The sequence below is a fragment of the Virgisporangium ochraceum genome (genome assembly GCF_016863655.1).
Lineage (GTDB): Bacteria > Actinomycetota > Actinomycetes > Mycobacteriales > Micromonosporaceae > Virgisporangium > Virgisporangium ochraceum.
Genome location: NZ_BOPH01000147.1, coordinates 1 through 21,464, shown reverse-complemented (window position 1 = coordinate 21,464; position 21,464 = coordinate 1). Strand labels below are relative to the sequence as shown.

Below are 21,464 nucleotides of genomic sequence, written 5' to 3'. Positions count from 1 at the left end.
ACCCGGGAACGGCGGGCAGGGCGCCAGGGCGCCCCGGCCCGCCGTCCTGCCGGAGCTACCGGGGCTGCACCTGGATGGCGTAGCTCCGCGGGTCGGTGGTCGTGCCGTCGGCCTTACGTCCCGTCACCACGAGGGTGTGGAAGTACGTGTCGCCGGTCGGCGTGTAGGTGATCGACGCGCGGCCGTCGGCGTCGGCGGCCACGGTGGTCGGCGCGCCCCCGTCGATGCGGTAGTCGAACGACACGATGCCGGGGGTGCCCCCGCTGAACTCGAACGTGCCCTCGACACCGGGACCGCCGCCCCACGTGCCCTCCGGGTACTGCGCCGACACCACGTACGGCGCGGTGCCCACCAGGAACCGGTACTCGGTGACCGGCGACAGGTCGCCGTCACGGGTGCGGCTCTGCACGTACAGCGTGTTGAGGCCGTTGCGCGTCAGCGTGAGCGTCAGGTAGGTCGTGGTGCTGTCGGGCCGCTGCGGGATCGACGCCACCGGGTCGTCGTCTACCCGGTACAGGTACTCGACCACCTCGCCGGCCCGCTGGCTGTACAGCTGGAAGACCGTCGAGTTCCCGACACCGCCGCGCGGCGCGCTCTCGTCCAGCGCGCCGTACACCGAGACCCTGTTGTCCAGGACGTCGAAGTAGACGTCGCGCGTCTCCGACGCGGTCCCGTCGCCACCGACGCTGGTGACGGCGATCGTGTGCAGCCCCCACCCGCCGGGAACGTAGGTCGCCGACGCGGTGCCGTCCGGGCCCGCCGCCACCGTCTGCTCCTCCTGCCCGGGGAACGTGTAGCGGTACCGGACCACGCCGGGCAGCGCCGGGTGGAACGTGAACGTGACCGGCTTGTCGACCACCCCGCTGCCCGCCGGGGTCCACGTCACGAGCGGACCCGACCAGACCGAGAACGTGTGCTCCGTCTCCGGTGACGTGCTCCCGTCGGCGAGCACGGCCCGGACGAGGAGGGTGTTGTCACCGGCCCGGTCCGGCGTCACCGTCACGTAGGCCGAGCCGAAGCTCGCGGTCGCCGTCTGCTCGGCGCCGCCGTTCAGCCGGTAGACGAACCCGGTGACGTCGGGCAGCCCGCTGTTCAGGTCCACCTGCAACGGAAGCCCGGGACCGTCGCGGCGCGGCCAGCTGGTCAGGTCGTGCACGTACACGACCGGATGCGGGTCGATCACGGAGAAGTAGTGCGTCGCCGGGTTCGACGTCGAACCGTCGGCCCGGACGGACCGCACGCGCAGCGTGTACCAGCCGCCGGCCGGCGGCGTGAACGGCAGCACCGCGGTGCCGCCCGGCGCCTCGACGCGCTGCTCGGTGCCGCCGAAGCCGAAGCTGTAGAGGTAGGCGACCACCCCGGCGCTGCGCGGCGTGAACGTGAACGAGCCGGACCGGCCGGCGACCGGGCTCGTCTCCAGGTTGAACTCGGCCGAGGTCACCGTCGGGGCGTCGTCGACGTGGACGGACAGGCGGCCCGACCCGATCATGCGGTCACCGGCGTAGCTGCGGGTGGTGATCTCGTAAGAGCCCACGGCCGGGAACGTGACGTCGGTGCTGCCCGTGCCGTTGGCGGCGGGGAAGCGCACCTCGGCCTGGCCGGGGAGCTGGTACCCGAACTGGGTGACCTCGGGCACGCCGGTCAGCGTGAGCCGGCTGGGCAACCCGACCCCGGCCACCTCGACCCTGCCCTCCGGTGCGGTGTTCCGCACAGTGAACCGGTAGCGCGTCGACGGGCCCCGGTTGCCGGCGGCGTCCTCGGGCCACACCTCCAGGTACTGCTGGCCGGCGGTCCGCGGCGTCCACTCGATCATCACCGGGCCGCCCGGCCAACGCGGCGCGACCCGCGCGTGCGGAACGCTCCCGTCGATGTCGGTGTACGAGTAGGCCACGACGTCGCGGTCACCCTTGGCGCTGAACCAGAACCGGCCCTTCACCCCCGGACCGCCCGACGGCGTGGTCCCCTCCAGGTAGACGCGGGAGGCCACGATCGGAGCGGTGCCGGGCGCCGTGCGGTCGATCCGCAGGAAGCACGGCGGCGACCACTGCGACAGGTCCTGGTGGTCCTGCCCACGCGCCGCCCACGCCACGAGCGATCCCTCGGGGAACCCGGTGAGGTCGGTCGACGCCTGGAAGACCCCGCCGCCGTACGTGCCGCCGGAGAACTCGCGCCGCTGCTCGGGACGGCCCGCCGGCCACACCGAGAACTCCGCCGACGCGAACGTGCCGTCGGGATCGGTGACGGTCGCCCGGAAGAGAGTGCTGTCGTTCGCCGGAGTCGGCCGGGTGTACGTGCCGCAGCCCCGGTCGGGATACACCAGGCCCAGGTTGCTCACGACCGGCAGGCGGTCGGTCAGCAGGGCGACGGTCGGCATCCCGAAGGTCCGGCCCAGCGCCACCTCGCCCTCCCGGTCGGCGGGGATCCGCAGCTCGATCGTCAGCGCGGTCTGGCCCCGCCCGATCGCGGCGTTCAGCGCCGGCGCCAGGTCGAAGAAGAGGGTGCCGGGACAGGAGGACGCGGTGCCTCCGAACGTCCGGAGCAGCTCCTGCTCCGCCGGCGGGTTCCGCCAGCTGGTGTTCGGCCTGATCGGGCTGGTGCGCCACAACTGGACCACACCCGGCACGGTGCAGTCGGTCACAGCGGTCTCCCGCACGGTCAGGTGGCCCATGCGGATAGCGTGACCCCGCAACGGGGTCAGGTCGAACGTGAAGTAGGAGCGGTAGGTGTGCGCCCGGCCGTCGGCAGCGGTCCGGGTTCCGACCGGCGCGTCACCGGCCCGGTCGATGAACGTGGTCCGAGGCGCCTGCGAGTCGACGTAGGCCCAACTCGACGGTGTGAGCGGCGAACTGCCGGCGGCCGCGGCGGGCGCGGCCGACATGGTGACGACGGCGGTCGACGCGACGGCCATGAGCACCGAGCACACCAACGCCCGTCTGGTGCGAAGCATGTGTCCCTCCCCCTGTCCGCGCGACGAAACGGCGCGGAGAGGAGCAGCTTAGGTAAATCCATCGATGTGACGAGGTCCCGCCGACCTCGGCCGAACGGCCAGACTTGCTACCAGCCCGTCAGGGCGCGGAGAGCCGCCGTCGCCGCCACTCCGACCAGTACCGACACGAGCATCGGCGCGCGGAGGAGATGCGCGGCGACCACCGCGGCCAGGCCCACCAGGACCGGCACGCTGACGTGTGACCAGTTCTCGCCGAGCACGTGCACCACCACCAGCGCCGCCAGGAGCGCCGGTGCCAGCAGGGCGATCACCGCTCCCGTCCACGGGGGCAGTTCGCGGCCGGTCAGGAGGGCGGGGCCGGCGGCCTTGATGGCGAAGCTGATCACGGCCACGGCCAGGATCGCGATCCAGAGGGTCACGGCTCACGCCTCCGCAGGCCGATCAGCGCACCGACCGTCGAGCCGACCAGGGCCAGGCCCGCCGGCACCAGCCACAGGAGCCCGCCGGCGGTGACCGCACCTACCCCGGCCGCCACGGCGGCGCGGCGGGAGGCGCGCACCTCGTCGATCAGCAGCAACAGGAAGAACGCCGGAAAGACCACGTCGAGGCCCAGCGTCGCGGTCAGGTCCGGTGGCGGGGCGATCAGGACGCCCACCAGGGTTCCGGCCACCCACGCCGGCCACTGGACGATCGTCGCCCCGATGAGCTTCTCCCGGTCGAACCGGCCCCCGCCCACGTGGGCGGCGACCCAGGAGGCGTCGACCACCGACTGGGCCTCGAGCGCACGCCGCCAGCGGTTGCCCTTCAGGTCGGACGTCACCGCGACGCCCATCGGGAGGAAGCGACCGTTGATCAGCGCGGCCGACGCGACCGCCGGCACCGCACCGCCCCCGCCGGCGAGGGCGGTGGCGAGGGCGAACTGGGCCGACCCGGAGAACACCAGCATCGAACAGACCACCGGCGCGACCACCCCCCAGCCCTGCGCCCGCACCGTGGCACCGAACGTCACCGCGAGGAGGAACGACGCGGCGGCCAGGCTGGCGCCGATGCGCAGGCCGGCGCGGAAGCGGGCCGTCGGCGAGTCCATGCCGCTAGGCTAACAGTCATAAGCGCTTAGGGCCGTTAGAGAGGGCCGAACAGTGGATCATCCGGCGGTCGAGCTGGTGAACACCGTGGCGTGGCGCGGCGACCCGTCACGCACGGTCGACCGGCTCACCGGTCCCGACGAGCTCAGAGACCTGCGGGAGGTCCTGCACCGGCTGCTGACCTCGGTGGTCGAGGGCGCACGCCCGTCCACGAGCGACCTTGCCGCGATCAACGCCGCGGCGCTCGACGCCCGCCGGCGCGCGACGGTGGCCGACGACCTGCCGCTGCGGTGGTCGCCGGATGCCGACGACGCCCTCGGCCGGCTCGCCCTGCAGGCCGAGGACCTGCTCACCGACGCCGCGAAGCTCGCCACGCTCGGCCGCTGCGGCGACACCGACTGCGGCTGGTTCTTCCTCGACACCAGCCGCAGCCACACCCGCCGGTGGTGCAGTTCCGCCGACTGCGGGAACCGCGAACGGGCCCGCCGCCACTACGCCCGGCGCCGGCGCCTGCCGTAGCGCACCGGCACCGAGCCGACGACCCGGCTCGCGGCGCCCGCCGCCAGCAGACCGAGGCCGGTCAGCACCAGCACCGGCACCGGCAGCCCGGTGATCGCGAGGCCGCCGCCACCGGCCGGGGCGCCACCGGCGGCGGTGCCACCGACCGACACCGCCAGCGCCAGCACCCGCACCGTGCCCGACGGGTCCAGACCGATCGACACGAACGTGTGCCGGCCGGAGAACCCGGCGGGGAACTCCCAGGAGACGACCAGCGCGGCGGAGCCCGGCCGGGCGGTCACCACGGGCGTGGGCGCCGCGGCCGGCACCGCGACCTGCCGGGTACCGCTGGGCGCCGACGTGCCCGCCGCGTTCGTGGCGGTGACGCTCACCGCGTCAGCGATCCGGTGCCCTCGCCGATGCTGGTGATGGTCGGCCCGCCGGGCGTGGCCACCGAGCCGGGGCTGGGCGAGGCGAAGACACCGACGCTGCCGCGCTTCGGGCTACGCGTGCGGGGCGGCGTCGACGGGCGCGGCCGTTCGAACGCCGGCGCGGGCCGGGCGCCGGTCTGCGGCGACGACCGGTGCCGCGCCGGTCAGCGCCACACCGACCAGAATCGACGCCAAGAACCCGAATGCCAGCCCTGCTCGTGCCATGAAAGCCCGTCCCCGTTCCATATGCGCCTTTAGCGAGGTTACGGGCGATATACACAAAAAACTCACTTTTTATCTGATCCTGGAGGTGCTGTGGACGCCGAGGTTCCGCTGCCGCGCGGCGACGTCACCGAGGGCGTGGTGCGGGTCGGTGACACCGTCCGGCGCCCGCACCAGCCGCAGAGCGAGGCGGTCGCCGGCTACCTGCGTCACCTGGCCGACGTCGGCTTCGACGGCAGCCCGCGCTACCTCGGACGCGACGACAAGGGCCGCGACGTGCTGACCTACCTCGACGGGGACGTCGCCGGCGACCCGCCCGAGCCGTGGGCGGCCGACGACGACCTGCTCGCCAGCGTGGGCGCCCTGCTGCGCCGGCTGCACACGGCGTCGGCCGGATACGTGCCGCCCGCCGGCGCGCTGTGGCGGCGCGGGCTGGTGGTGCTCGACCCGCCCATCGAGGACCCGCCGCCGGAACTGGTGTCGCACCTCGACGTCACGCCGCAGAACGTCGTCGTGCGCGACGGCCGCGCCGCCGGTCTCATCGACTTCGACCTCGCCGGACCCACGACCCGGCTCCTCGACGTCTACAACACCGCGATGCACTGGGTGCCGCTACGCCCCGCGGAGGACGTGTGGCCGACCTGGAGGGGCGTCGACCGCGTCGCCCGGCTGCGCCGCTTCGCCGACGCCTACGGGCTGACCGCCGGGGAACGCGTCGCGCTCCCCGACCTCGGCATCGCGCAGGCCGACCGGACCTGGCTCCGGATGCGGGCGTCGGCCGAGCAGCTCGGCGGCGGCTGGGCGCGGATGTGGTCGGAGGGGGTCGGCGACGCGATCCGCCGCCGCCAGCGGTGGATGATCGGCCACCGCTCCGAGCTACTGGACGCCCTGCAGTAGACCGTCGACCCGGCGCGGGATGCCGGTGTAGCCGTCGCGCAGCTCCGCGGGCAGCAGCGCCTCCGGCGCGTTCTGGAAGGCGACCGGCCGCAGGAAGCGGCGGATCGCCGACGTGCCCACCGAGGTGTGCTGCGAGTTCGTCGCGGGCCACGGACCGCCGTGGTGCTGCGCCCACGAGACCGCGACCCCGGTGGGGTACCCGTCGTACACGAGGCGGCCGGCCCGCGGCAGCAGGCGGCGGGTCAGCTCGGCGGGCAGGTCGGTCTCGTCGGGGCCGCGGAGCACGCTCGCGGTCAACGACGACGGCAGGGCGTCGAGCGCGGCGAACAGGTCGGCCCCGCCGGTGTAGCGGGCGACCACCGCGACCGGGCCGAAGCACTCCCCGGTCGCCTCGGGCGGCAGGTCGGCCGCGGCGACGGTCAGGAGCACGGCGAGGCCGCCGCGGGCCACGACCTCGGTCACCGCCGCCAGCCGGTCGGCGCCGGCGGCGAACGACTCCGCGATCGCCTCGGTGAGCATCGTCGCCGGCCCGACCGCGGACACCGCCGCCGCCATCGCGGCCACCACGGCGTCACCGGCCGGGCCGGCCGGCACGAAGACCAGCCCCGGCTTGGTGCAGAACTGGCCCACGCCGAGGGTGATCGAGCCGACCAGCTCGGTGCCGAGGCGATCGGCCCGGTCGGCCGCTGCGGCCGGGGTCACCACCACCGGGTTCAGGCTGCCCAGCTCGCCGAAGAACGGCACCGGGTCGGGCCGCCGGTCGATGATGTCGAGCAGGGCGCGGGCGCCGCCGGCCGAACCGGTGAAGCCGACGGCCCGGATCGCCGGGTGGGCCACGAGCTCGGCGCCTTCGGCGAGGCCGTGCACGATGCCGAGCGTCCCGTCGGGCGCGTCCGCGTCCCGCAGGGCCGCGGCCAGCACGTCGAAGCACAGCCGCGAGGTGTCCGGGTGGGCCGGGTGCGCCTTGACGACCACCGGGCAGCCCGCGGCGAGCGCCGACGCGGTGTCGCCGCCGGGCACGGAGAACGCGAGCGGGAAGTTGCTGGCACCGAACACCGCCACCGGGCCCAGGGGCACGAGCATGCGGCGCAGGTCCGGCCGGGGTCCCATCGGGGTGTCGCCGGCGTGGTCGATCGCGGCCTCCAGGTACCCGCCGTCGCGCACCACGTCGCCGAACAGCCTCAGCTGGTAGCAGGTCCTGGTGAGCTCGCCGTTCAGCCGGGTCGGGCCAAGCGCGGTCTCCCGGTCGGCGGTCGCGACCACGCGGTCGCGGGCGGCCTCGAGCGCGGCGGCGAGGGCGTCGAGCAGGTCGGCCCGCCGGTCGCGGCCGAGGGCGGCGAACGGTCCGGCGGCCGCCGCGGCGGCTTCCACGGTCATTGACGACCTCCTCGGCGACGGTCCGGGCGAGTGCCTGCCCGCTCAGACTGATCGCTGCCGCTCTTCGACGGCAACCCGCCGGAGTTCCTCGACCCCGCTGCCGGCCGCGCGGGCGGTGCTGCGCGACCGGCGTCAGGAGAAGCCGGCGCTACCGCGTGGGTGACGGCTGCGGCGGCGTGCGTGCCGGGAACGGCGGCGGCTTGCCGTCCGCGGAGGCCCAGATCACGATCTGGTTGCCGGGGATCGGCGCGGCGTCGTAGATGATCCAGGTGCCGGGGACCTCGTCGGCCGAGGCCTCCCGGGAGTTCGGCGGCAGCCGGTACAGCAGCGTCTGACCCTTCGCGGCGGCCTGCTTCCGGGCGTCGGCGACGGTCCGGCCGACGAGCCCGCTGGCGTCGGCGTTCTGCTCCGGGGTACCGCCCTCGACGTCCTCGCCGGGCCGGGCGGCCCGGCCGAAGACCACCGCGGCGTGGTCGCGGTAGTTCAGCGGCACCCGGACGCCGACTGAGCAGTTGCCGTTGGCGGTGCAGTTGCCGGGCGACTCGATGTACTCGATGCCGGGGCTGCCCTCCTCGGAGAAGATGACCCGCCCGATCTGGTCCGGTGCGGCGGGTGCCAGGCTCAGCTCGATGTCCAGGCCGTGCCGGGCGAGTTCCTCCCGGTACCTGGCGGGGTCGGCGGCCGGGTCCCGGATGACGATCTCCAGGAAGCCGTCCTTCCGGTCGATCTGCAGGGCGCCGGCCCGCGCGGGCTCCGGTCCGATCACCGGCGCGGTGGGTCCCGACGCGGGCAGCATCCCCGCGACGACGAACGCCGCCGCCGCGGCGGTGGCGACCACCGGAACCGCGACGAGCCACCGTCGCCACGACGGACGCCGGGGCGCCTCGGCGCCGGTGGCCATGATGTCCTGCAGCAGCGCCGTGGCCGCCGGCCCGGTCGGGCTCAGGGTCGCCGCGGCCACGCGGTGCTCGGGTGCCAGCGTCCGGATCAGCCGGTCCTGTTCGGTGTCGCTCATGTCGTTACTCCTGGCTGGTCGACGGAGTGCTCGCTCAACGCGGCGGCGAAGCGGCGCCGGGCCCGGTGCAGGCGGATGCGCGCGGCGTTGGCGCTGCAGCCGAGGGTCACCGCCAGCTCCTCGGCGGTCAGGCCCTCCCAGGCGACCAGCCGCAGCAGGTCCCGGTCGCTCTCCGGCAGGGCGCGGAACGCCGGACCGATCGAGCCTCCGACCTCGACCGGCTCGACGTCGCTGTCGATCTCGCTGAGGTCCTGCCGGAGGCGTGCCGCCAGCCGTGCCTGCCGGCGGTCGGTGCGTTCGTGCCCGGCCATGACGTTGCGGGCGACGCCGAACAGCCAGGCGCGGGGATGGTCGGACGGGATCTGCTCGATCCGCCGCCAGGCGACCACGAACGTGTCGGCCACCACGTCGGCGGCGGCCTCCGGCCGGTCGGTGCGGCGCAGGGCGAAGCCCAGCAGGTCCTGGTAACAGTGCCGGTACAGCCGCTCGAATCGGGCGGCGGCGTCGCCGGTCGGGGGTGCGGCGCGGGCCAATGCGGGTCTCCTCGGTCGGTGGGTGTCGCCCCTACATGGCCGGCACCGCCGATTCGTTTCACGCGTGGCGGATCAGCGGCCCAACCCCGCCTCGCGGGCCCGGATGATCGCCTCGGCGCGGCCGGCGACCTGGAGCTTCGCGAAGATCGCCGACGTGTGGTTGCCCACGGTCTTCGTCGACAGCCCGAGGCGGCCCGCGATCGCGGCGTTGGTGAGCCCGCCGGCGATCAGGTCCAGCACCTCGCGTTCGCGCGGGCTCAGCTCGGGGAACGCCGGCTCCGCGGCCTTCGGCGGTGCGGCGAAGAACCGCAGGACCCGGCGGGCGACCCCCGGTCCGAAGATCGCCTCGCCGGCCGCGACCGCGCTGATCGCCCGGCTGATCTCCTGCTGCGACGCGCCCTTCACCAGGTAGCCGCGGGCACCGGCCCGCATCGCCGCGAACACCGAGTCGTCGTCGTCCGACATCGTCAGCACGAGGACCGCGACGTCGGGGGCGACCCGGCCGATCTCCGCCGTGGCGGCGTTGCCGTCGAGGTCGGGCATGTGCAGGTCCATGACGACCACGTCGGGGCGCAGCGTCACCGCGGCCCGCACGGCCTCGCGTCCGGTGGTGGCCTCGCCCACCATCTCCATGTCCGGCAGAGACGTGAGCAGCGCGCGCAGGCCGTCGCGCACGATCGGGTGGTCGTCGGCGACCACGACCCGCACCGTCATGCGCGCACCCCGACCGGCAGCACCGCGGTCACCCGGCCACCCTGGGGCGTCGGGCCGGCCTCCGCGGTGCCGCCGACCTCGGCGGCCCGCTCGACGATCGACCGCAGACCCACCCCCGGCCGCCACGCCGCCTCCGGCGCCCCGTCGTCGGTGACGGACACGTGCAGCGCCTGGCCGTCGGCATGCAGGGACAGTACCGCCCGCCGCCCGCGAGAGTGCCGGACGGCGTTCGTCATCGCCTCCGTGGCGATCCGGTAGGCGGCCACCTCCACCGCCGCCGACAGCGGCGGCAGGTCCCGGCCCTCCACGTCGAACGTCAGGTCGCCGTCGAGCTCGTCGGCCATCCGGCGGACGGCGCCGACCAGGCCCAGCTCGTCCAGGGCCGGCGGGCGCAGCCCGTACACCAGGCGCCGCACGTCCTGGATCGCCGCGCGGATCTGGGTGCCCAGCTCGGCGCTGAGCGCACCCGCGTGCGCCGGGTCGGTCGCGGCCAGGTTGCCGATCGCGTCGGCCTTGAACGCGGCGCCGGTGAGCGCGGGGCCCAGGCTGTCGTGCAGCTCGCGGTGCAGCCGGCGGCGCTCCTCCTCGGTCGCGGTCACCAGCCGCTCGCGCGACTCCTGCAGGTCGGCGGAGAGCCGCGTCGCGTGCAGGGCCACGGCGAGCGGCGTGGCCAGCAGGTCGAGCACCGCGACGTCGGTGCCGCCGAGCCGGCGTTCGCCGGTCCGCACGCCGACGACCAGGTCGCCGACGTGCTCACCGCGGAACCGCAGCGGCACCGTGTGGAGCGCCGCCGGCGGGCGCCCGCTCGCCGCCAGTTCGGCGTCGGTACCGCGCAGCGCCGCGAACGGGAGCCGGAGCGCTTCGCGGACCGCGTCGAGCACGCCGCCGAGATCGTCACCGGCCAGCCGCTGCCCGACCGCGGCGACGGCCTGCACCGGGTCGCGGGTGCCGTAGAACGCCCGGTCGACGACCCGCTGCAGGCGGCGCCGGGCCGGGTCGAACGCGAGGGCGATCAGCACCGTGGCGACCACCGGGGCACCGGCGCCGCGCAGCACCCGGTCGAGCGCGGCGACCAGCACCGCGTACGCGCCCGCGACGCCGAGGGTGAGGAGCCCGTAGAGGACGGTCCGCGACACCACCAGCCGGATGTCGAACAGCTGGTGCCGCACGATCGCGATCGTCACCGCCAGCGGGATCAGCGGCACCGCGAGCAGCAGCAGGATCCCGCCCTCGTCGTTGAAGACCCACCGCGGCCAGTTGAGCACGACGATCGCGATCACCGCGAGCACCAGCCACAGCAGTTGGCGCCGCACGAGGTCACCACCCCGGACGTACCGGAAGACCAGCGAGACGATCACCGCGATGTAGTCGGTGAGAACCAGCACGTTGGCAAGCCCCACCCAGGCCGGCTGGTCCGTCCACTCGACGTACGTGGTGAGCTGAACGCCCTCGAGCGGAACCCCGCTCGGTCCCGTACCGAGCCAGAACACGAAAGCGGAGCCGGAGACCACGGTGTACCACACCAGCAGCCGCCACCGGGGCGACATGGGCGCGCCGGTCGGGAACAGCTGCACGGCCAGCGGCAGGAACAACCCGATGCCAAACGGCCACGCGAGAGCGAACACGGTGATGAGCGCGCGCAGGACGCCCGTCGGCCAGTCGTGCGCGTCGCCGTACGCGATCACCGGTACCGACGCCGCGGTGGACAGGTGGGCGATCCCGAAGCAGAGGAACAACCACCCGATCGGGTTCCCGGGCCGGTGCCGGGCCACCACCACGCCGCACAACGCGAACGCGGTTCCCATCGCGGCATTGGTCACCAGGTAGCTGTCGACCGCGTCCGCCCAGCTCAGATCCACCGCGACGGCACCACCGACGGCGACCGCCGACAGGGCCATCGTCAACGCGAACAGCGGGTACGCCCATCTCACCAGGTCATCGTCGGGCAGCGGGCACCCGGCCGGATAGGGAAACCTTCCCGGTGGGGCCGGGCAGTTCCCCGCCGGTGGGGACACCGTGCCGATGTGGCCGGGTACGGCCATCGCCGACGGTAAGCGGGTCGAACCGAATACCCGGAGGTGCCCAGTGACCGCGCAGACCGCAACGCCGATCGAACCCGCGACCCGCCCGTCCACCCCCCGCGACGCCCGACGCACCCGTCGGTTGCTCGCGGCCGTCCTCCTACCCGTCGCGCCGCTCTCGGTGGCCGTGCTGCGGACGATCTTCCCGTCGTTCTCCGCGTCGGACACCACCGAGTCGCTGGAGCTGATCGCCGCGAACACGACCGCGCAGGAGGTCGTCGCCTGGCTCGGCGTCGTCATGTCGCTGACGATGGTTCCGGCGATCCTCGCGGCCGTACGGCTCGCCCGGCGCCGCCGGCCGGTGCTCGCGGTGGTGACGGCCGGCGTGAACCTGGTCGCCTACCTCGGCGCCGGCCCGTTGTTCGCCGCGGACATGATGGCGCTGGTCGCGGCCCGGCCCGAGTACGGTGCAGGGCTCACCGGTTACATCGACGACGTCATGGCGCACCCGGCCAACGCCTTCGGTCTCGGTGCGTTCATCGTCGGCCACATTGTCGGCATGATCCTGCTGGGAGCGCTCCTGTGGCGGATCATCCCGCGGTGGGCGAGCGTCGCGTTGATCGTCTCGCAGCCCCTGCACTTCGTGGCGTTCGTCATCCTCGGGGTGCAGCCGCTCGACGGCTTCGCCTGGCTGCTCACCGCGGCGGGCTTCGCCGCCTGCGCCTACACCCTCGTCCGCACCCCGGACGACGACTGGGACCTGCCGCCGGTCACCCGCTGACCGGGGCCGGGTGGCGGCGGTGGGCGCGGGCCCACCGCCGCCACCCGTCCGGGCGTCAGGTCAGCCGGGCCAGGCGGAGGGGGACGTCGGTCTCCGACAGCTCGCCCGGTGCCTGCGCCAGTGCGACCGTGTGCAGGGCGTCGGCGAGCGGGGCCGCGCCGACCCGGGCGCGGGCGGTGTCGTCGGCCAGGGCCTCGACCAGCAGGCCGACCGCGGCCCGGGCGGTGCGGGCGGCCGGCAGGAACGGCAGCGCCGCGTGCCAGGCCGCGAACGGCAGCAGCACCAGGTGGTGACGCTGCGACAGGTGGGCCCGCTCGTGCGCCACCACCGCGTCGAGCGCCTCGGGCCGCAGCCGGGCCAGCACGGCCGAGGTGAGCACGAGCCGGGGCCGGCGGCCAGGAAGGCAGTACGCCACGGGGGTCCCGGAGACCAGGAGCCGGCCACCCGGCAGCGCCGGCAACGGGGTCCCGACGAGATCGAGAAGGTCGCGGTGACTGCGACGCCGCGCCAGCGTGCGGACGGTGACCCACGCGGACACCGCGAGCAGGTAGCCGGCGAGGAGCGCGGCGACGACCAGTCCCACGAGCGCCGGCGTGCCGTCGCCGGTGCCCACCGCGAGCGCCGTACCGATCGCGGCGAGCCCGGTGCACGCGCCGATCGCCTGCCAGGCCAGCAGCGCCGGTACCGGGTGACGCAGCGCGGTGCGGCTGCGCGCGAGCAGGCGCGGCACCGGGCCGGCCAGGGCGAGCGCCGTGAGGAACAACCCGAGCGCGATCACGACAGGTTCTCCAGGGCCCGGCGCAGCGCGGCCGCCTCGGCGGGGCTGGCGGCGCTGACGAACCGGGCCAGCGCGGCGTCGGTGTCGGAGGCGGTGCCGAGGGCCTCGCGCATGAGGTCGGCCACGTGGTCCTCGCGGGAGGCGGCGGCGCGGTAGGTGTGCGCGCGGCCCTCCCGTTCCCGCACCACGACGCCCTTCTTCTCCAGCCGCGACAGCACCGTGAGCACGGTGGTGACCGCGTGGTCGGCGCCGACCGCGTCGCCGATCGCCTTGGCCGGCAACGGCTCAGGTGCGGCCCAGAGCACATTCATGATGGCCCGTTCGAGGTCTCCCAGTCGTGGCACGCCATGTATTCTACGACATGTAGAAGTTCTACGAGACGTAGAAGGTGATCATGCTCGACAACCTCACCGCGGCCCGCGAGCAGATGGCGTTCTCGCTCGGGTTCCACATCGTCTTCGCGGTCTTCGGGATGGGCCTGCCCTGGCTGCTGCTGTTCCTGGAGTCCCGCTGGATCCGCACCGGCGACCGCGTCTGGTACGTGATGGCCCGCCGCTGGTGCAAGGCGTTCGCGGTGCTGTTCGCGGTCGGCGCCGTGAGCGGAACCGTGCTGTCCTTCGAGTTCGGCCTCCTGTGGCCGACGTTCATGGAGCGCTACGGCGGCGTGTTCGGGCTGGCGTTCACGCTCGAGGCGTTCGCGTTCTTCCTCGAGGCGGTGTTCCTCGGTCTGTACCTGTACGGCTGGGACCGTCTGTCGCCGCGGGCACACTGGTGGACCGGCGTGCCGGTGGCCCTGTCGGGCATGGCGTCGGCGCTGTTCGTCACCACCGCCAACGCGTGGATGAACACCCCCGTCGGGTTCGTGGAGGAGAACGGGGTGGTGGTCTCGGCCGAGCCGATCGCGCCGCTGATCGCGCCGGCCGCGCCGCACCAGGTGGTGCACATGCTCCTGGCCGCGTTGCTGTGCACCGGTTTCGGCGTCGCCGCGGTGTACGCCGTCGCGATGCTGCGCGACCCCGCGAAGCGGCACGACGCGTACCACCGGCGCGGGCTCGCCGTCGGGCTGGTGCTGGGCGCGGTGGTCGCGCCGGTGCAGGTCGTCGTCGGTGACTGGGCCGTGCGCGCCGTCGCCGACCAGCAACCGGTGAAGCTCGCGGCCTTCGAGGCTCTGGAAAGTTCCCGAACCAACGCACCGTTGGCCATCGGCCCCGTCGAATTGCGCGGGGTGCTGTCGTGGCTGCTGCACGGCCGCACCGACGCGGTGGTGACCGGGCTCGACGTGGTACCACCGGAGGACCGGCCACCGGTGGGCATCACGCACTACTCGTTCGACCTCATGGTCGGCATCGGCCTCGGGCTGCTCGCCCTCGCGGCGTGGGCGCTGTGGCGCTGGCGCCGCAAGGGTGACTTCTTCGACGACCGGTGGTTCCTCCGGGCGATCGCGGTCAGCGGACCCGCGTCGGTGGTGGCGCTGATCGCCGGCTGGATCGTCACCGAGGTCGGCCGGCAGCCGTGGATCGTCCACATGAGACTGCGCACCGCCGACGCGGTCTCCGACCAGCCGGGCCTGTACTGGTACTTCTACGGGACCCTGGTGGTGTACGCGGTTCTCGCGGTGTCCCTGACCACGATCCTGCGCCGGCTGGCGAAGGCGCCCATCGAGAAGGTCACCGAGAAGGTGCCCGCATGACCGCGGCCGACGGCGTGCTCGTCGTCATCGGCGCGGGCGTGGTGGCGTACACGGTGCTCGGCGGCGCCGACTTCGGCGGCGGGGTCTGGGACCTGTTCGCGCGCAACAGGAAGCAGCGCGAGCTCATCGCGAGCACGATGGGGCCGGTGTGGGAGGCCAACCACGTCTGGCTGGTGTTCGTCCTCATTGGACTGTTCAGCGGGTTCCCGGTGGCGTTCGGGCAACTGTCCCGCATGCTCACGGTCCCGTTGGCTGTTGCCCTTCTCGGCATCGTGATGCGTGGCGCGGCGTTCGTGTTCCGCCAGTACGGCGACGACCCGAAGAGCCCGTGGGGCCGCGTGTTCGCGATCGCGTCGGTGCTCGCACCGGCGAGCCTCGGGTACTGCGCCGGCAGCCTCGCCGTCGGCCGGGTCGGCGGCTGGTTCCCGGTCGCCGCCGCGGCCCTCGCCGTAGCCTGCTGCGCCTACCTCGCCGCGGTGTTCCTGTGCCGCGAGGCGGTGACGCGGGGCGAGCCCGACCTCGCCGTCGACTTCCGGCGCCGGGCGCTCGGCAGCGCGGTCGCCACCGGGGTCCTGGCCGTCGTGGCGCTCCCGGTGCTCGACCACGACGCACCGGGGCTCGTCGCGTCGCTGGGCGTCGCGGTCGCGGTCTCGGTGGTCGCGGGTGTCGGGACCATCGTCGCGTTGCTGCGGCACCGCTACCGGACCGCGCGGGTGTTCGCCGCGTCCGCCGTCGCCACGGTCGTGGCGGGCTGGGGACTGGCGCAGTACCCGGTGCTCGTCCCGCCGGACCTGACGCTCACCGAGGCGGCCGCGCCGGCGCAGACCCTCCCGGTGACGCTCGGCGTGCTGGTCGTCGGCTTCGCCGTCACGCTGCCGGCGGTCGCGTTGCTGTTCCGCATCTTCAGCCGGCCCGCCATGATGCGGGAATGACCGATTTCGAGGTACGGGCGGTCGGACGGGTCGAGTCGCCGCTGACCGATCCCGCGACCGCACCGAAGCAGGGTGACGAGGGCGCGCCCGAGACGACGATCGTGTTCGACCCGTCGGTGGCCGACGCGCTCGTCTCGCTGGGCGTGGGCGACGACGTGATGGTGCTCACCTGGCTCGACCGGGCCCGCCGCGACGTGCTCGCCGTGCACCCGCGCGGCGACGGGAGCCGCCCGCTCACGGGGGTGTTCAGCACCCGGTCCCCGCACCGCCCCAACCCGATCGGCCTGCACCGCGTGACGATCGTCGCCCGCGACGGCCTGCGCGTGCGGGTCCGCGACCTGGAAGCGGTCGACGGCACGCCGGTGCTCGACGTCAAGCCGGTGCTCGGGGAGGTGGGTGAGCGGTGACGCACGACGTGTGGGCGTCCGGCGAGCCGTACGAGCGGTACGTGGGACGGTGGAGCCGCCGCGTCGCGGCCGGGTTCCTCGACTGGCTCGGGCAGCCGCCGGGGCTGCGCTGGCTCGACGCCGGCTGCGGCACCGGCGCGCTCACCGCCGCCGTCCACGGCGCGGCGCGGCCCGCGGAGCTCGTGGGGGTCGACCCGTCGGAGGGCTTCCTGCGCAGCGCCCGCGTCGACGGGGCCACGTTCGTCGTCGGCGACGCGCGGGACCTGCCGTTCCCCGACGACCGGTTCGACGTCGTGGTCAGCGGGCTGGCCCTCAACTTCGTCACCGACCCGGCCCGCGCGGCGGCCGAGTTCGTCCGCGTCACGGTGCCCGGCGGCACCGTGGCCGCCTACGTGTGGGACTACGCCGAGGGCATGGAGATGATGCGCCTCTTCTGGGACGCCGCCGCGGCCGTCGACCCCGCCGGCGCCGACCTCGACGAGGGCACCCGCTTCCCGATCTGCAACCCCGACCCGCTCCGCGACCTGTGGACCGGCGCCGGCCTCTCCGACGTCGAGGTACGCGGGATCGGGATACCGACCGTCTTCCGTGACGTCGACGACTACTGGCAGCCGTTCCTCGGCGGCCAGGGCGCCGCTCCCGGCTACCTGGCGTCGCTGCCGCCCGACCGTCAGGCCGCGCTCCGCGACACCCTCCTGCGGAGCCTCCCGGTGGAACCCGACGGGTCGGTCAGGTTGACCGCCCGTGCCTGGGCCGTCCGCGGCCGCACATAATTCAGGCGTGCCGTTGCCCGAGCATGACCAGCGCCGACAGTCGCTGCTGTTCGACCTCACCACCGCCGTGGCGGTGCTGCTCTCGGCGCTTCCGCTCGTCACGTGGCACCCGGCGGTCGTGGCGCACGCGGCGGTGATGGCCGGCGCGCTCGTCTGGCGGCGGAGCCGGCCGGTGACCGTGTTCGTCGTGGTCGCGGCGCTGGCCGGGGCCCAGCTGCTGCTGCCGGCCCCGGACTTCACCCTGCTGCCGCACGACATCGCGGTGCTGGTCGCGATGTACAGCGTGGTCAAGTACGCCGACCCCCCGCTCGCGGGGGTCGCCGCCGGCGTCGTGTGCCTGGTCGGGCCGCTGCTGGTGCCGTGGAAGATGAACGAGCGCTGGTACCTGGCGCTGGTCCTCATGCTGTCGGTGGTCGTGGTGTGGCTGCTGGCCTGGTCGATGCGCACGCGCCGGCTGTGGGTCGACAGCCTGGAGGACCGCGCCGCCACCGCCGAACGGGAACGGGACCACCTGGCCCGGATCGCGGTCGCCGAGGAGCGGGCCCGGATCGCCCGCGAGCTGCACGACATGGTCGCCCACTCGCTGTCGGTGATGATCGTCCACGCCGACGGGGCCACCCTCGCCCTCGACAAGGCGCCGGAGCGGGCCCGGGAGGCGCTGCGCACGGTCGCCGACACCGGCCGCGGCGCGCTGGTGGAGATGCGTCACCTGGTCACGGTCCTCAGGTCCAACGACGGCACCGAAGACGCACGCACGAGCGTCACCACGACGCTCGACCGCGCGCGGGCCGCGGGCCTCGACGTCCGCGCGGACATCTCCGGCGACCCGGCCGCACTGCCCGCCGGGGTGGAGCTGGCCGCGTTCCGCATCGTGCAGGAGTCGGTGACGAACGCGCTCAAACACGCCGGAGCGGGTGCGTCGGCCACGCTCCGGCTCGCGTACACGCCGGCCGGGGTCGAGGTCGATTTCCTGGACGACGGTGCGGGCTCCTCGGGAAGCCAGGGCGACGCCGGGCACGGGCTGATCGGCATGCGTGAACGGGTGGCCCTCTACGGTGGCAGCATCACGGCCGGACCCGATCCGGCCGGCGGCTGGCGGGTCACCGCCTCGATCCCGGTGGAGTCATGACGGTTCGCGTGGTGCTCGTCGACGACCAGGCCCTGGTGCGGGCCGGGTTCCGGATGGTGCTCGAGTTCTCCGGCGGCATCACGGTCGTCGGCGAGGCCGGTGACGGCGCGGAGGCACTGCGCCTGCTGCGCACGGTCGAGGCCGACGTCGTCGTGATGGACGTCCGCATGCCGGTGCTCGACGGCGTGGCCGCCACCCGCGAGATCTGCGCGGCCGGGCCGACCCCGCGGGTGCTGGTCCTCACGACGTTCGACACCGAGGCCGACGCGTTCGCCGCGCTGCAGGCCGGCGCCAGCGGGTTCCTGCTGAAGAACGTGCCGCCGGAGGAGCTGGTCGCGGCGATCCACGTCATCGCGACCGGCGACGCGGTGGTCGCGCCGCGCATCACGCGACGCCTCCTGGACAGGTTCTCCGGAGCCCTCCTCTCGGCGCCGACCGCGTCGCTGGACGGGCTGACCGAACGCGAGCACGAGGTGCTGCTGCACGTCGCGCAAGGGCTGTCGAACGCCGAGATCGCCGCGCGGCTGGTGGTCACAGAGGCGACGGTGAAGACGCACGTCGGCCGCATCCTCGCGAAGCTCGGTCTGCGTGACCGCGTGCAGGCCGTCGTGCTGGCCTACGAGTCGGGCCTCGTGAAGCCCGGCGGTACGCCCTGAGACCGACCTGTACGACCTGAGGCTGACGCGCGGGTCCAGCATCGGGGCTGACGCTTCCGTCCCGGCGGATTCCTAGCGTCAGGAGGCGTGTGGAAGGTAACCCTGCGCCAGAACCTGTCCCGGCTCCTGCTGTCCGCGGCGGCGGTCGTCCTCGGCGTCGCGTTCGTCGCCGGGACGCTGCTGTTCTCCGACGGACTGACCGGCAGCCTCAGCTCCCGCGTGGGGAGCCTCGACCGCGGTGTGTCCGTCGACGTCTCGGGCGTCCCCGCCGACGACGCCCGGGTCGACCGGGTCCGCGGCGTCGACGGGGTGCTGACGGCCGAGGCGCTGCGCACGGTCACCGGGGTCGGCCTCGCCCGCCCGGACGGGAAAAAGATCTCCGGTACGCACCTCGCCGTGACCGTTCCCCGCGACCCCGCGCTGCGCTCCTACGACCTCGTCGGCGGACGGCTGCCCGACGCGCCCGGCGAGGCGGTGCTCGACGCCGAGACCGCGCGGGAGCACGACATCCGCACCGGCGGCACGGTGCGGGTCGGCGGCCGGACGGCCGCGACGCCGTTCCGGGTGGTCGGCGTCGTCGAGGTCTCGGGGTCCAGCATCGACATCGGTACGGCCGTGGTCGGGTTGACGCTCGCCGACGCGCGTGCGCTCACCGACGAGTCCGGGCGCGACCGCATCGTGGTGGCCGCGCGGCCCGGCGTCTCCGACACCGACCTCGCCGCCCGGGTCCGCGCGGTGACCGACGGCACCGTCCGCACCCGGGCGCAGCTCGTCGAGGCGAACCTCGACCGCGCCCTGGGCGACGTGAGCCAGTTCCGGGCCGGCCTGCTGGCGTTCGCGCTGGTGTCGGTGCTCGTCGCGGCGTTCGTCATCGCCAACACGTTCACGATCGTGCTCACCCAGCGCAGCCGCGAGAGCGCGATGCTGCGCATGCTCGGCGCGTCGCGCCGCCAGGTGTTCGCGAACGTGCTGCTCGAGTCGACGGCGGTGGGGCTGCTGGCATCGGTTGCCGGGCTGCTGCTCGGTTACGGGATCGCGGCCGGCATCGGTGCGCTGCACGGCACCTTCGCCGGCGGCCCGTCGGTCGCGCCGCGGTTCTCGGTGCTGTCGGCGCTGGTGCCGGTGCTCACCGGCACGGTCGTGACCGTCGGTGCCGCGCTGCTGCCGGCGTGGCGGGCGTCGCGGGTGCCACCGGTGCAGGCGCTGTCGGACGCCGCGCTGCACACGGGCCGGGGTGCCCGCCGCGGCCGCCTGCTCGTGGGTGCGCTGGTGCTGGCCGGCGGCATCGGGATCCTGACGCTGCGCGGCGAGCTGGTCGTCGTGGTCGCCGGCGGCGCGTTGACGTTCCTCGGCCTGGTGATGTTCGGCCCGGTCCTCGTGCCGGCGATGATCCGGGCGGCGGGCTGGCCGCTCGCCCGGGTGCTGCGGCTGGTCGGCCTCGCCGTCGCCGACGCCGGCCGCAACCCGCGGCGCGTGGCGTCGACCGCGATGGCCCTGGTGATCGGGATCGGTCTGGTGTCGGCGTTCGCGGTGGGCGCCAGCAGCGTCCGCGAGGGTGCCGGCCGGGCCGTCGACGCCCGCTTCGGCGCCGCCTTCGTGCTGTCGACGTACGGCGGGCAGGTGCCGCCGCAGCTGGTCGAGCGGCTGCGGGCGGAACCCGACCTGGGCACGGTAGCGCTGCACTACTTCGCGTTCGACGAGGCGCTGGACGCCGACATCACCACGGCCGACCCGGCGCTGCTCGCGCGGGCCCAGCAGCTCGCGAGCGGCGACATCCGCGCGTTGGCGCCGGGTAGCGCGGTGGTGCGCAACCTCCGGGGCACGCGGCCGGGCGGCACGGTCACCGTGGGCGGCCGCGAGTTGCGCGTCGTCGCGGTGCTGCCGCAGACGCCGGGACGCGCTGAGGTGTTCGTCACCGAACCCGACTTCACCGCGCTGCACCCCGGCGTCCGGGCCGATCAGGCCGAGGTGGAGCCCGCCGCGGGCGTCTCCGCGACGACCGCCCGCCGCACCCTCGACGCGATCCTGGCCGACTACCCCGCGATCGACCTCCAGGACCACGCCGCGTTCAAGGCCGCGCAGAGCCGGCAGATCAACCGCGCGCTGGGACTGGTGACCGCCCTGCTGGCGCTGGCCGTGGTCATCTCGCTGATCGGCGTGGCGAACACGCTGACGCTCTCGGTGATCGAACGCACGCGGGAGCACGCCCTGCTCAGGGCCCTGGGCCTCACCACCCGGCAGCTCCGCTGGCTCCTGGCGGTGGAGGCCATGCTGATCGCCCTGACCGGCGCGGTGCTGGGGGTGGGCCTGGGGATCGGCGTGATCGCGAGCGCGATGACCGCGCTGAGCGCGTCGAACGCCGGCACGGCGACGTTCCACCTGGTGCTGCCCTGGACCCAGCTGGCCCTGACCCTGGCCGGCGCGACGGTGGCCGCGCTGCTGGCCTCGGTGCTCCCGGCGAGGCGGGCGATGAAGCGCCAGATCGTCCCGTCGCTGACCGGCTAGACCACCCGGCTAGGACGTGTTTCATCAGGGGGTCGAGCCGAGGCGGAGTCCAGGCGGCGATCCGGCAAGGCCC

At 74.3% G+C, this 21,464-nt stretch carries 22 protein-coding genes; 11 read left to right on the top strand and 11 right to left on the bottom strand.

Annotated elements, in window-relative coordinates:
• Window positions 1-55 precede the first annotated feature (55 nt).
• From Voc01_RS49605 to Voc01_RS49595, 3 genes are all read right to left on the bottom strand, one after another.
• Window positions 56-2,947, bottom strand: a complete 2,892-nt coding sequence (locus tag Voc01_RS49605) for an RHS repeat domain-containing protein (RefSeq protein WP_203934790.1) — start codon at window positions 2,945-2,947, stop codon at window positions 56-58.
• Between the two features lie 107 nt (window positions 2,948-3,054).
• Window positions 3,055-3,366: an AzlD domain-containing protein gene (locus tag Voc01_RS49600; RefSeq protein WP_203934789.1), complete on the bottom strand. Its 312-nt coding sequence runs from the start codon at window positions 3,364-3,366 to the stop codon at window positions 3,055-3,057.
• On the bottom strand, window positions 3,363-4,034 hold the full coding sequence (locus tag Voc01_RS49595) for an AzlC family ABC transporter permease (protein ID WP_239161059.1): 672 nt from the start codon (window positions 4,032-4,034) through the stop codon (window positions 3,363-3,365). Before Voc01_RS49595 ends, Voc01_RS49600 begins: the two co-directional genes overlap by 4 nt.
• Before the next feature lie 52 nt (window positions 4,035-4,086).
• Here Voc01_RS49595 and Voc01_RS53820 point away from each other — a divergent pair, with 52 nt between their 5' ends.
• On the top strand, window positions 4,087-4,551 hold the full coding sequence (locus Voc01_RS53820; protein ID WP_239161058.1) for a CGNR zinc finger domain-containing protein: 465 nt from the start codon (window positions 4,087-4,089) through the stop codon (window positions 4,549-4,551).
• Here Voc01_RS53820 and Voc01_RS49585 read toward each other — a convergent pair.
• The gene (locus Voc01_RS49585) at window positions 4,524-4,922 is read right to left on the bottom strand and encodes a hypothetical protein (RefSeq protein WP_203934788.1); all 399 of its coding nucleotides are present in this window, start codon (window positions 4,920-4,922) and stop codon (window positions 4,524-4,526) included. The genes Voc01_RS53820 and Voc01_RS49585 overlap by 28 nt on opposite strands.
• 27 nt (window positions 4,923-4,949) lie before the next feature.
• Here Voc01_RS49585 and Voc01_RS49580 point away from each other — a divergent pair, with 27 nt between their 5' ends.
• Entirely contained in the window at window positions 4,950-5,219 is a 270-nt protein-coding gene (locus Voc01_RS49580; protein ID WP_203934787.1) for a hypothetical protein, read from the top strand.
• A gap of 57 nt (window positions 5,220-5,276) precedes the next feature.
• Window positions 5,277-6,080 carry a phosphotransferase gene (locus Voc01_RS49575; protein WP_203934786.1) on the top strand — a complete coding sequence of 268 codons (804 nt, stop codon included), beginning with the start codon at window positions 5,277-5,279 and terminating at the stop codon, window positions 6,078-6,080.
• Here the strand turns inward: Voc01_RS49575 and Voc01_RS49570 are convergent.
• The 5 genes from Voc01_RS49570 to Voc01_RS49550 form a co-directional block, all read right to left on the bottom strand.
• Window positions 6,060-7,457 carry an aldehyde dehydrogenase family protein gene (locus tag Voc01_RS49570; RefSeq protein ID WP_203934785.1) on the bottom strand — a complete coding sequence of 466 codons (1,398 nt, stop codon included), beginning with the start codon at window positions 7,455-7,457 and terminating at the stop codon, window positions 6,060-6,062. The two genes, Voc01_RS49575 and Voc01_RS49570, sit on opposite strands and share 21 nt — an antisense overlap.
• Window positions 7,458-7,605: 148 nt before the next feature.
• Window positions 7,606-8,472 (bottom strand): hypothetical protein, encoded by an 867-nt coding sequence (locus tag Voc01_RS49565; RefSeq protein ID WP_203934784.1) that lies wholly within the window; start codon window positions 8,470-8,472, stop codon window positions 7,606-7,608.
• Window positions 8,469-9,005 (bottom strand): RNA polymerase sigma factor, encoded by a 537-nt coding sequence (locus tag Voc01_RS49560; protein WP_203934783.1) that lies wholly within the window; start codon window positions 9,003-9,005, stop codon window positions 8,469-8,471. Before Voc01_RS49560 ends, Voc01_RS49565 begins: the two co-directional genes overlap by 4 nt.
• A gap of 72 nt (window positions 9,006-9,077) precedes the next feature.
• Window positions 9,078-9,719, bottom strand: coding sequence for a response regulator transcription factor (locus Voc01_RS49555; RefSeq protein ID WP_203934782.1), 642 nt, complete (start codon window positions 9,717-9,719; stop codon window positions 9,078-9,080).
• A complete protein-coding gene (locus Voc01_RS49550; protein ID WP_203934781.1) occupies window positions 9,716-11,650 on the bottom strand; it encodes a sensor histidine kinase in 1,935 nt (644 codons plus the stop codon). The genes Voc01_RS49555 and Voc01_RS49550 overlap by 4 nt, the downstream gene beginning before the upstream one ends.
• Before the next feature lie 154 nt (window positions 11,651-11,804).
• Here Voc01_RS49550 and Voc01_RS49545 point away from each other — a divergent pair, with 154 nt between their 5' ends.
• Complete coding sequence (locus Voc01_RS49545) at window positions 11,805-12,521, top strand: hypothetical protein (protein ID WP_203934780.1); 717 nt, start codon at window positions 11,805-11,807, stop codon at window positions 12,519-12,521.
• Window positions 12,522-12,576: 55 nt separating this feature from the next.
• Here the strand turns inward: Voc01_RS49545 and Voc01_RS49540 are convergent, their stop codons facing one another.
• The gene (locus Voc01_RS49540; RefSeq protein WP_203934779.1) at window positions 12,577-13,299 is read right to left on the bottom strand and encodes a M56 family metallopeptidase; all 723 of its coding nucleotides are present in this window, start codon (window positions 13,297-13,299) and stop codon (window positions 12,577-12,579) included.
• Window positions 13,296-13,643 (bottom strand): BlaI/MecI/CopY family transcriptional regulator, encoded by a 348-nt coding sequence (locus tag Voc01_RS49535; RefSeq protein ID WP_203934778.1) that lies wholly within the window; start codon window positions 13,641-13,643, stop codon window positions 13,296-13,298. The genes Voc01_RS49540 and Voc01_RS49535 overlap by 4 nt, the downstream gene beginning before the upstream one ends.
• Before the next feature lie 50 nt (window positions 13,644-13,693).
• Here Voc01_RS49535 and Voc01_RS49530 point away from each other — a divergent pair, with 50 nt between their 5' ends.
• The 7 genes from Voc01_RS49530 to Voc01_RS49500 all read left to right on the top strand — a co-directional run bounded on the left by Voc01_RS49530 (window position 13,694) and on the right by Voc01_RS49500 (window position 21,391).
• Window positions 13,694-14,989, top strand: a complete 1,296-nt coding sequence (locus Voc01_RS49530) for a cytochrome ubiquinol oxidase subunit I (protein ID WP_203934777.1) — start codon at window positions 13,694-13,696, stop codon at window positions 14,987-14,989.
• Window positions 14,986-15,921 (top strand): cytochrome d ubiquinol oxidase subunit II, encoded by a 936-nt coding sequence (locus Voc01_RS49525; protein ID WP_203934776.1) that lies wholly within the window; start codon window positions 14,986-14,988, stop codon window positions 15,919-15,921. The genes Voc01_RS49530 and Voc01_RS49525 overlap by 4 nt, the downstream gene beginning before the upstream one ends.
• On the top strand, window positions 15,918-16,328 hold the full coding sequence (tsaA, locus tag Voc01_RS49520; RefSeq protein WP_203934775.1) for a tRNA (N6-threonylcarbamoyladenosine(37)-N6)-methyltransferase TrmO: 411 nt from the start codon (window positions 15,918-15,920) through the stop codon (window positions 16,326-16,328). Before Voc01_RS49525 ends, tsaA begins: the two co-directional genes overlap by 4 nt.
• Window positions 16,325-17,101 carry a class I SAM-dependent methyltransferase gene (locus tag Voc01_RS49515; RefSeq protein ID WP_203934774.1) on the top strand — a complete coding sequence of 259 codons (777 nt, stop codon included), beginning with the start codon at window positions 16,325-16,327 and terminating at the stop codon, window positions 17,099-17,101. The genes tsaA and Voc01_RS49515 overlap by 4 nt, the downstream gene beginning before the upstream one ends.
• A gap of 7 nt (window positions 17,102-17,108) precedes the next feature.
• Window positions 17,109-18,230: a sensor histidine kinase gene (locus Voc01_RS49510; protein WP_203934773.1), complete on the top strand. Its 1,122-nt coding sequence runs from the start codon at window positions 17,109-17,111 to the stop codon at window positions 18,228-18,230.
• Window positions 18,227-18,886 (top strand): response regulator, encoded by a 660-nt coding sequence (locus Voc01_RS49505; RefSeq protein ID WP_203934772.1) that lies wholly within the window; start codon window positions 18,227-18,229, stop codon window positions 18,884-18,886. The genes Voc01_RS49510 and Voc01_RS49505 overlap by 4 nt, the downstream gene beginning before the upstream one ends.
• An 87-nt stretch (window positions 18,887-18,973) precedes the next feature.
• Window positions 18,974-21,391 (top strand): ABC transporter permease, encoded by a 2,418-nt coding sequence (locus Voc01_RS49500; RefSeq protein WP_203934771.1) that lies wholly within the window; start codon window positions 18,974-18,976, stop codon window positions 21,389-21,391.
• The last annotated feature ends 73 nt before the right edge of the window (window positions 21,392-21,464 follow it).

Bases quoted from the DNA above. Each gene is read 5' to 3' on its own strand.
- Voc01_RS49570 (WP_203934785.1), bottom strand. From the start codon at position 7,457: ATGACCGTGGAAGCCGCCGCGGCGGCCGCCGGACCGTTCGCCGCCCTC.
- Voc01_RS49530 (WP_203934777.1), top strand. From the start codon at position 13,694: ATGCTCGACAACCTCACCGCGGCCCGCGAGCAGATGGCGTTCTCGCTC.
- Voc01_RS49605 (WP_203934790.1), bottom strand. From the start codon at position 2,947: ATGCTTCGCACCAGACGGGCGTTGGTGTGCTCGGTGCTCATGGCCGTC.
- Voc01_RS49595 (WP_239161059.1), bottom strand. From the start codon at position 4,034: ATGGACTCGCCGACGGCCCGCTTCCGCGCCGGCCTGCGCATCGGCGCC.
- Voc01_RS49505 (WP_203934772.1), top strand. From the start codon at position 18,227: ATGACGGTTCGCGTGGTGCTCGTCGACGACCAGGCCCTGGTGCGGGCC.
- Voc01_RS49525 (WP_203934776.1), top strand. From the start codon at position 14,986: ATGACCGCGGCCGACGGCGTGCTCGTCGTCATCGGCGCGGGCGTGGTG.
- tsaA (WP_203934775.1), top strand. From the start codon at position 15,918: ATGACCGATTTCGAGGTACGGGCGGTCGGACGGGTCGAGTCGCCGCTG.
- Voc01_RS49555 (WP_203934782.1), bottom strand. From the start codon at position 9,719: ATGACGGTGCGGGTCGTGGTCGCCGACGACCACCCGATCGTGCGCGAC.
- Voc01_RS49580 (WP_203934787.1), top strand. From the start codon at position 4,950: ATGCTGGTGATGGTCGGCCCGCCGGGCGTGGCCACCGAGCCGGGGCTG.
- Voc01_RS49565 (WP_203934784.1), bottom strand. From the start codon at position 8,472: ATGAGCGACACCGAACAGGACCGGCTGATCCGGACGCTGGCACCCGAG.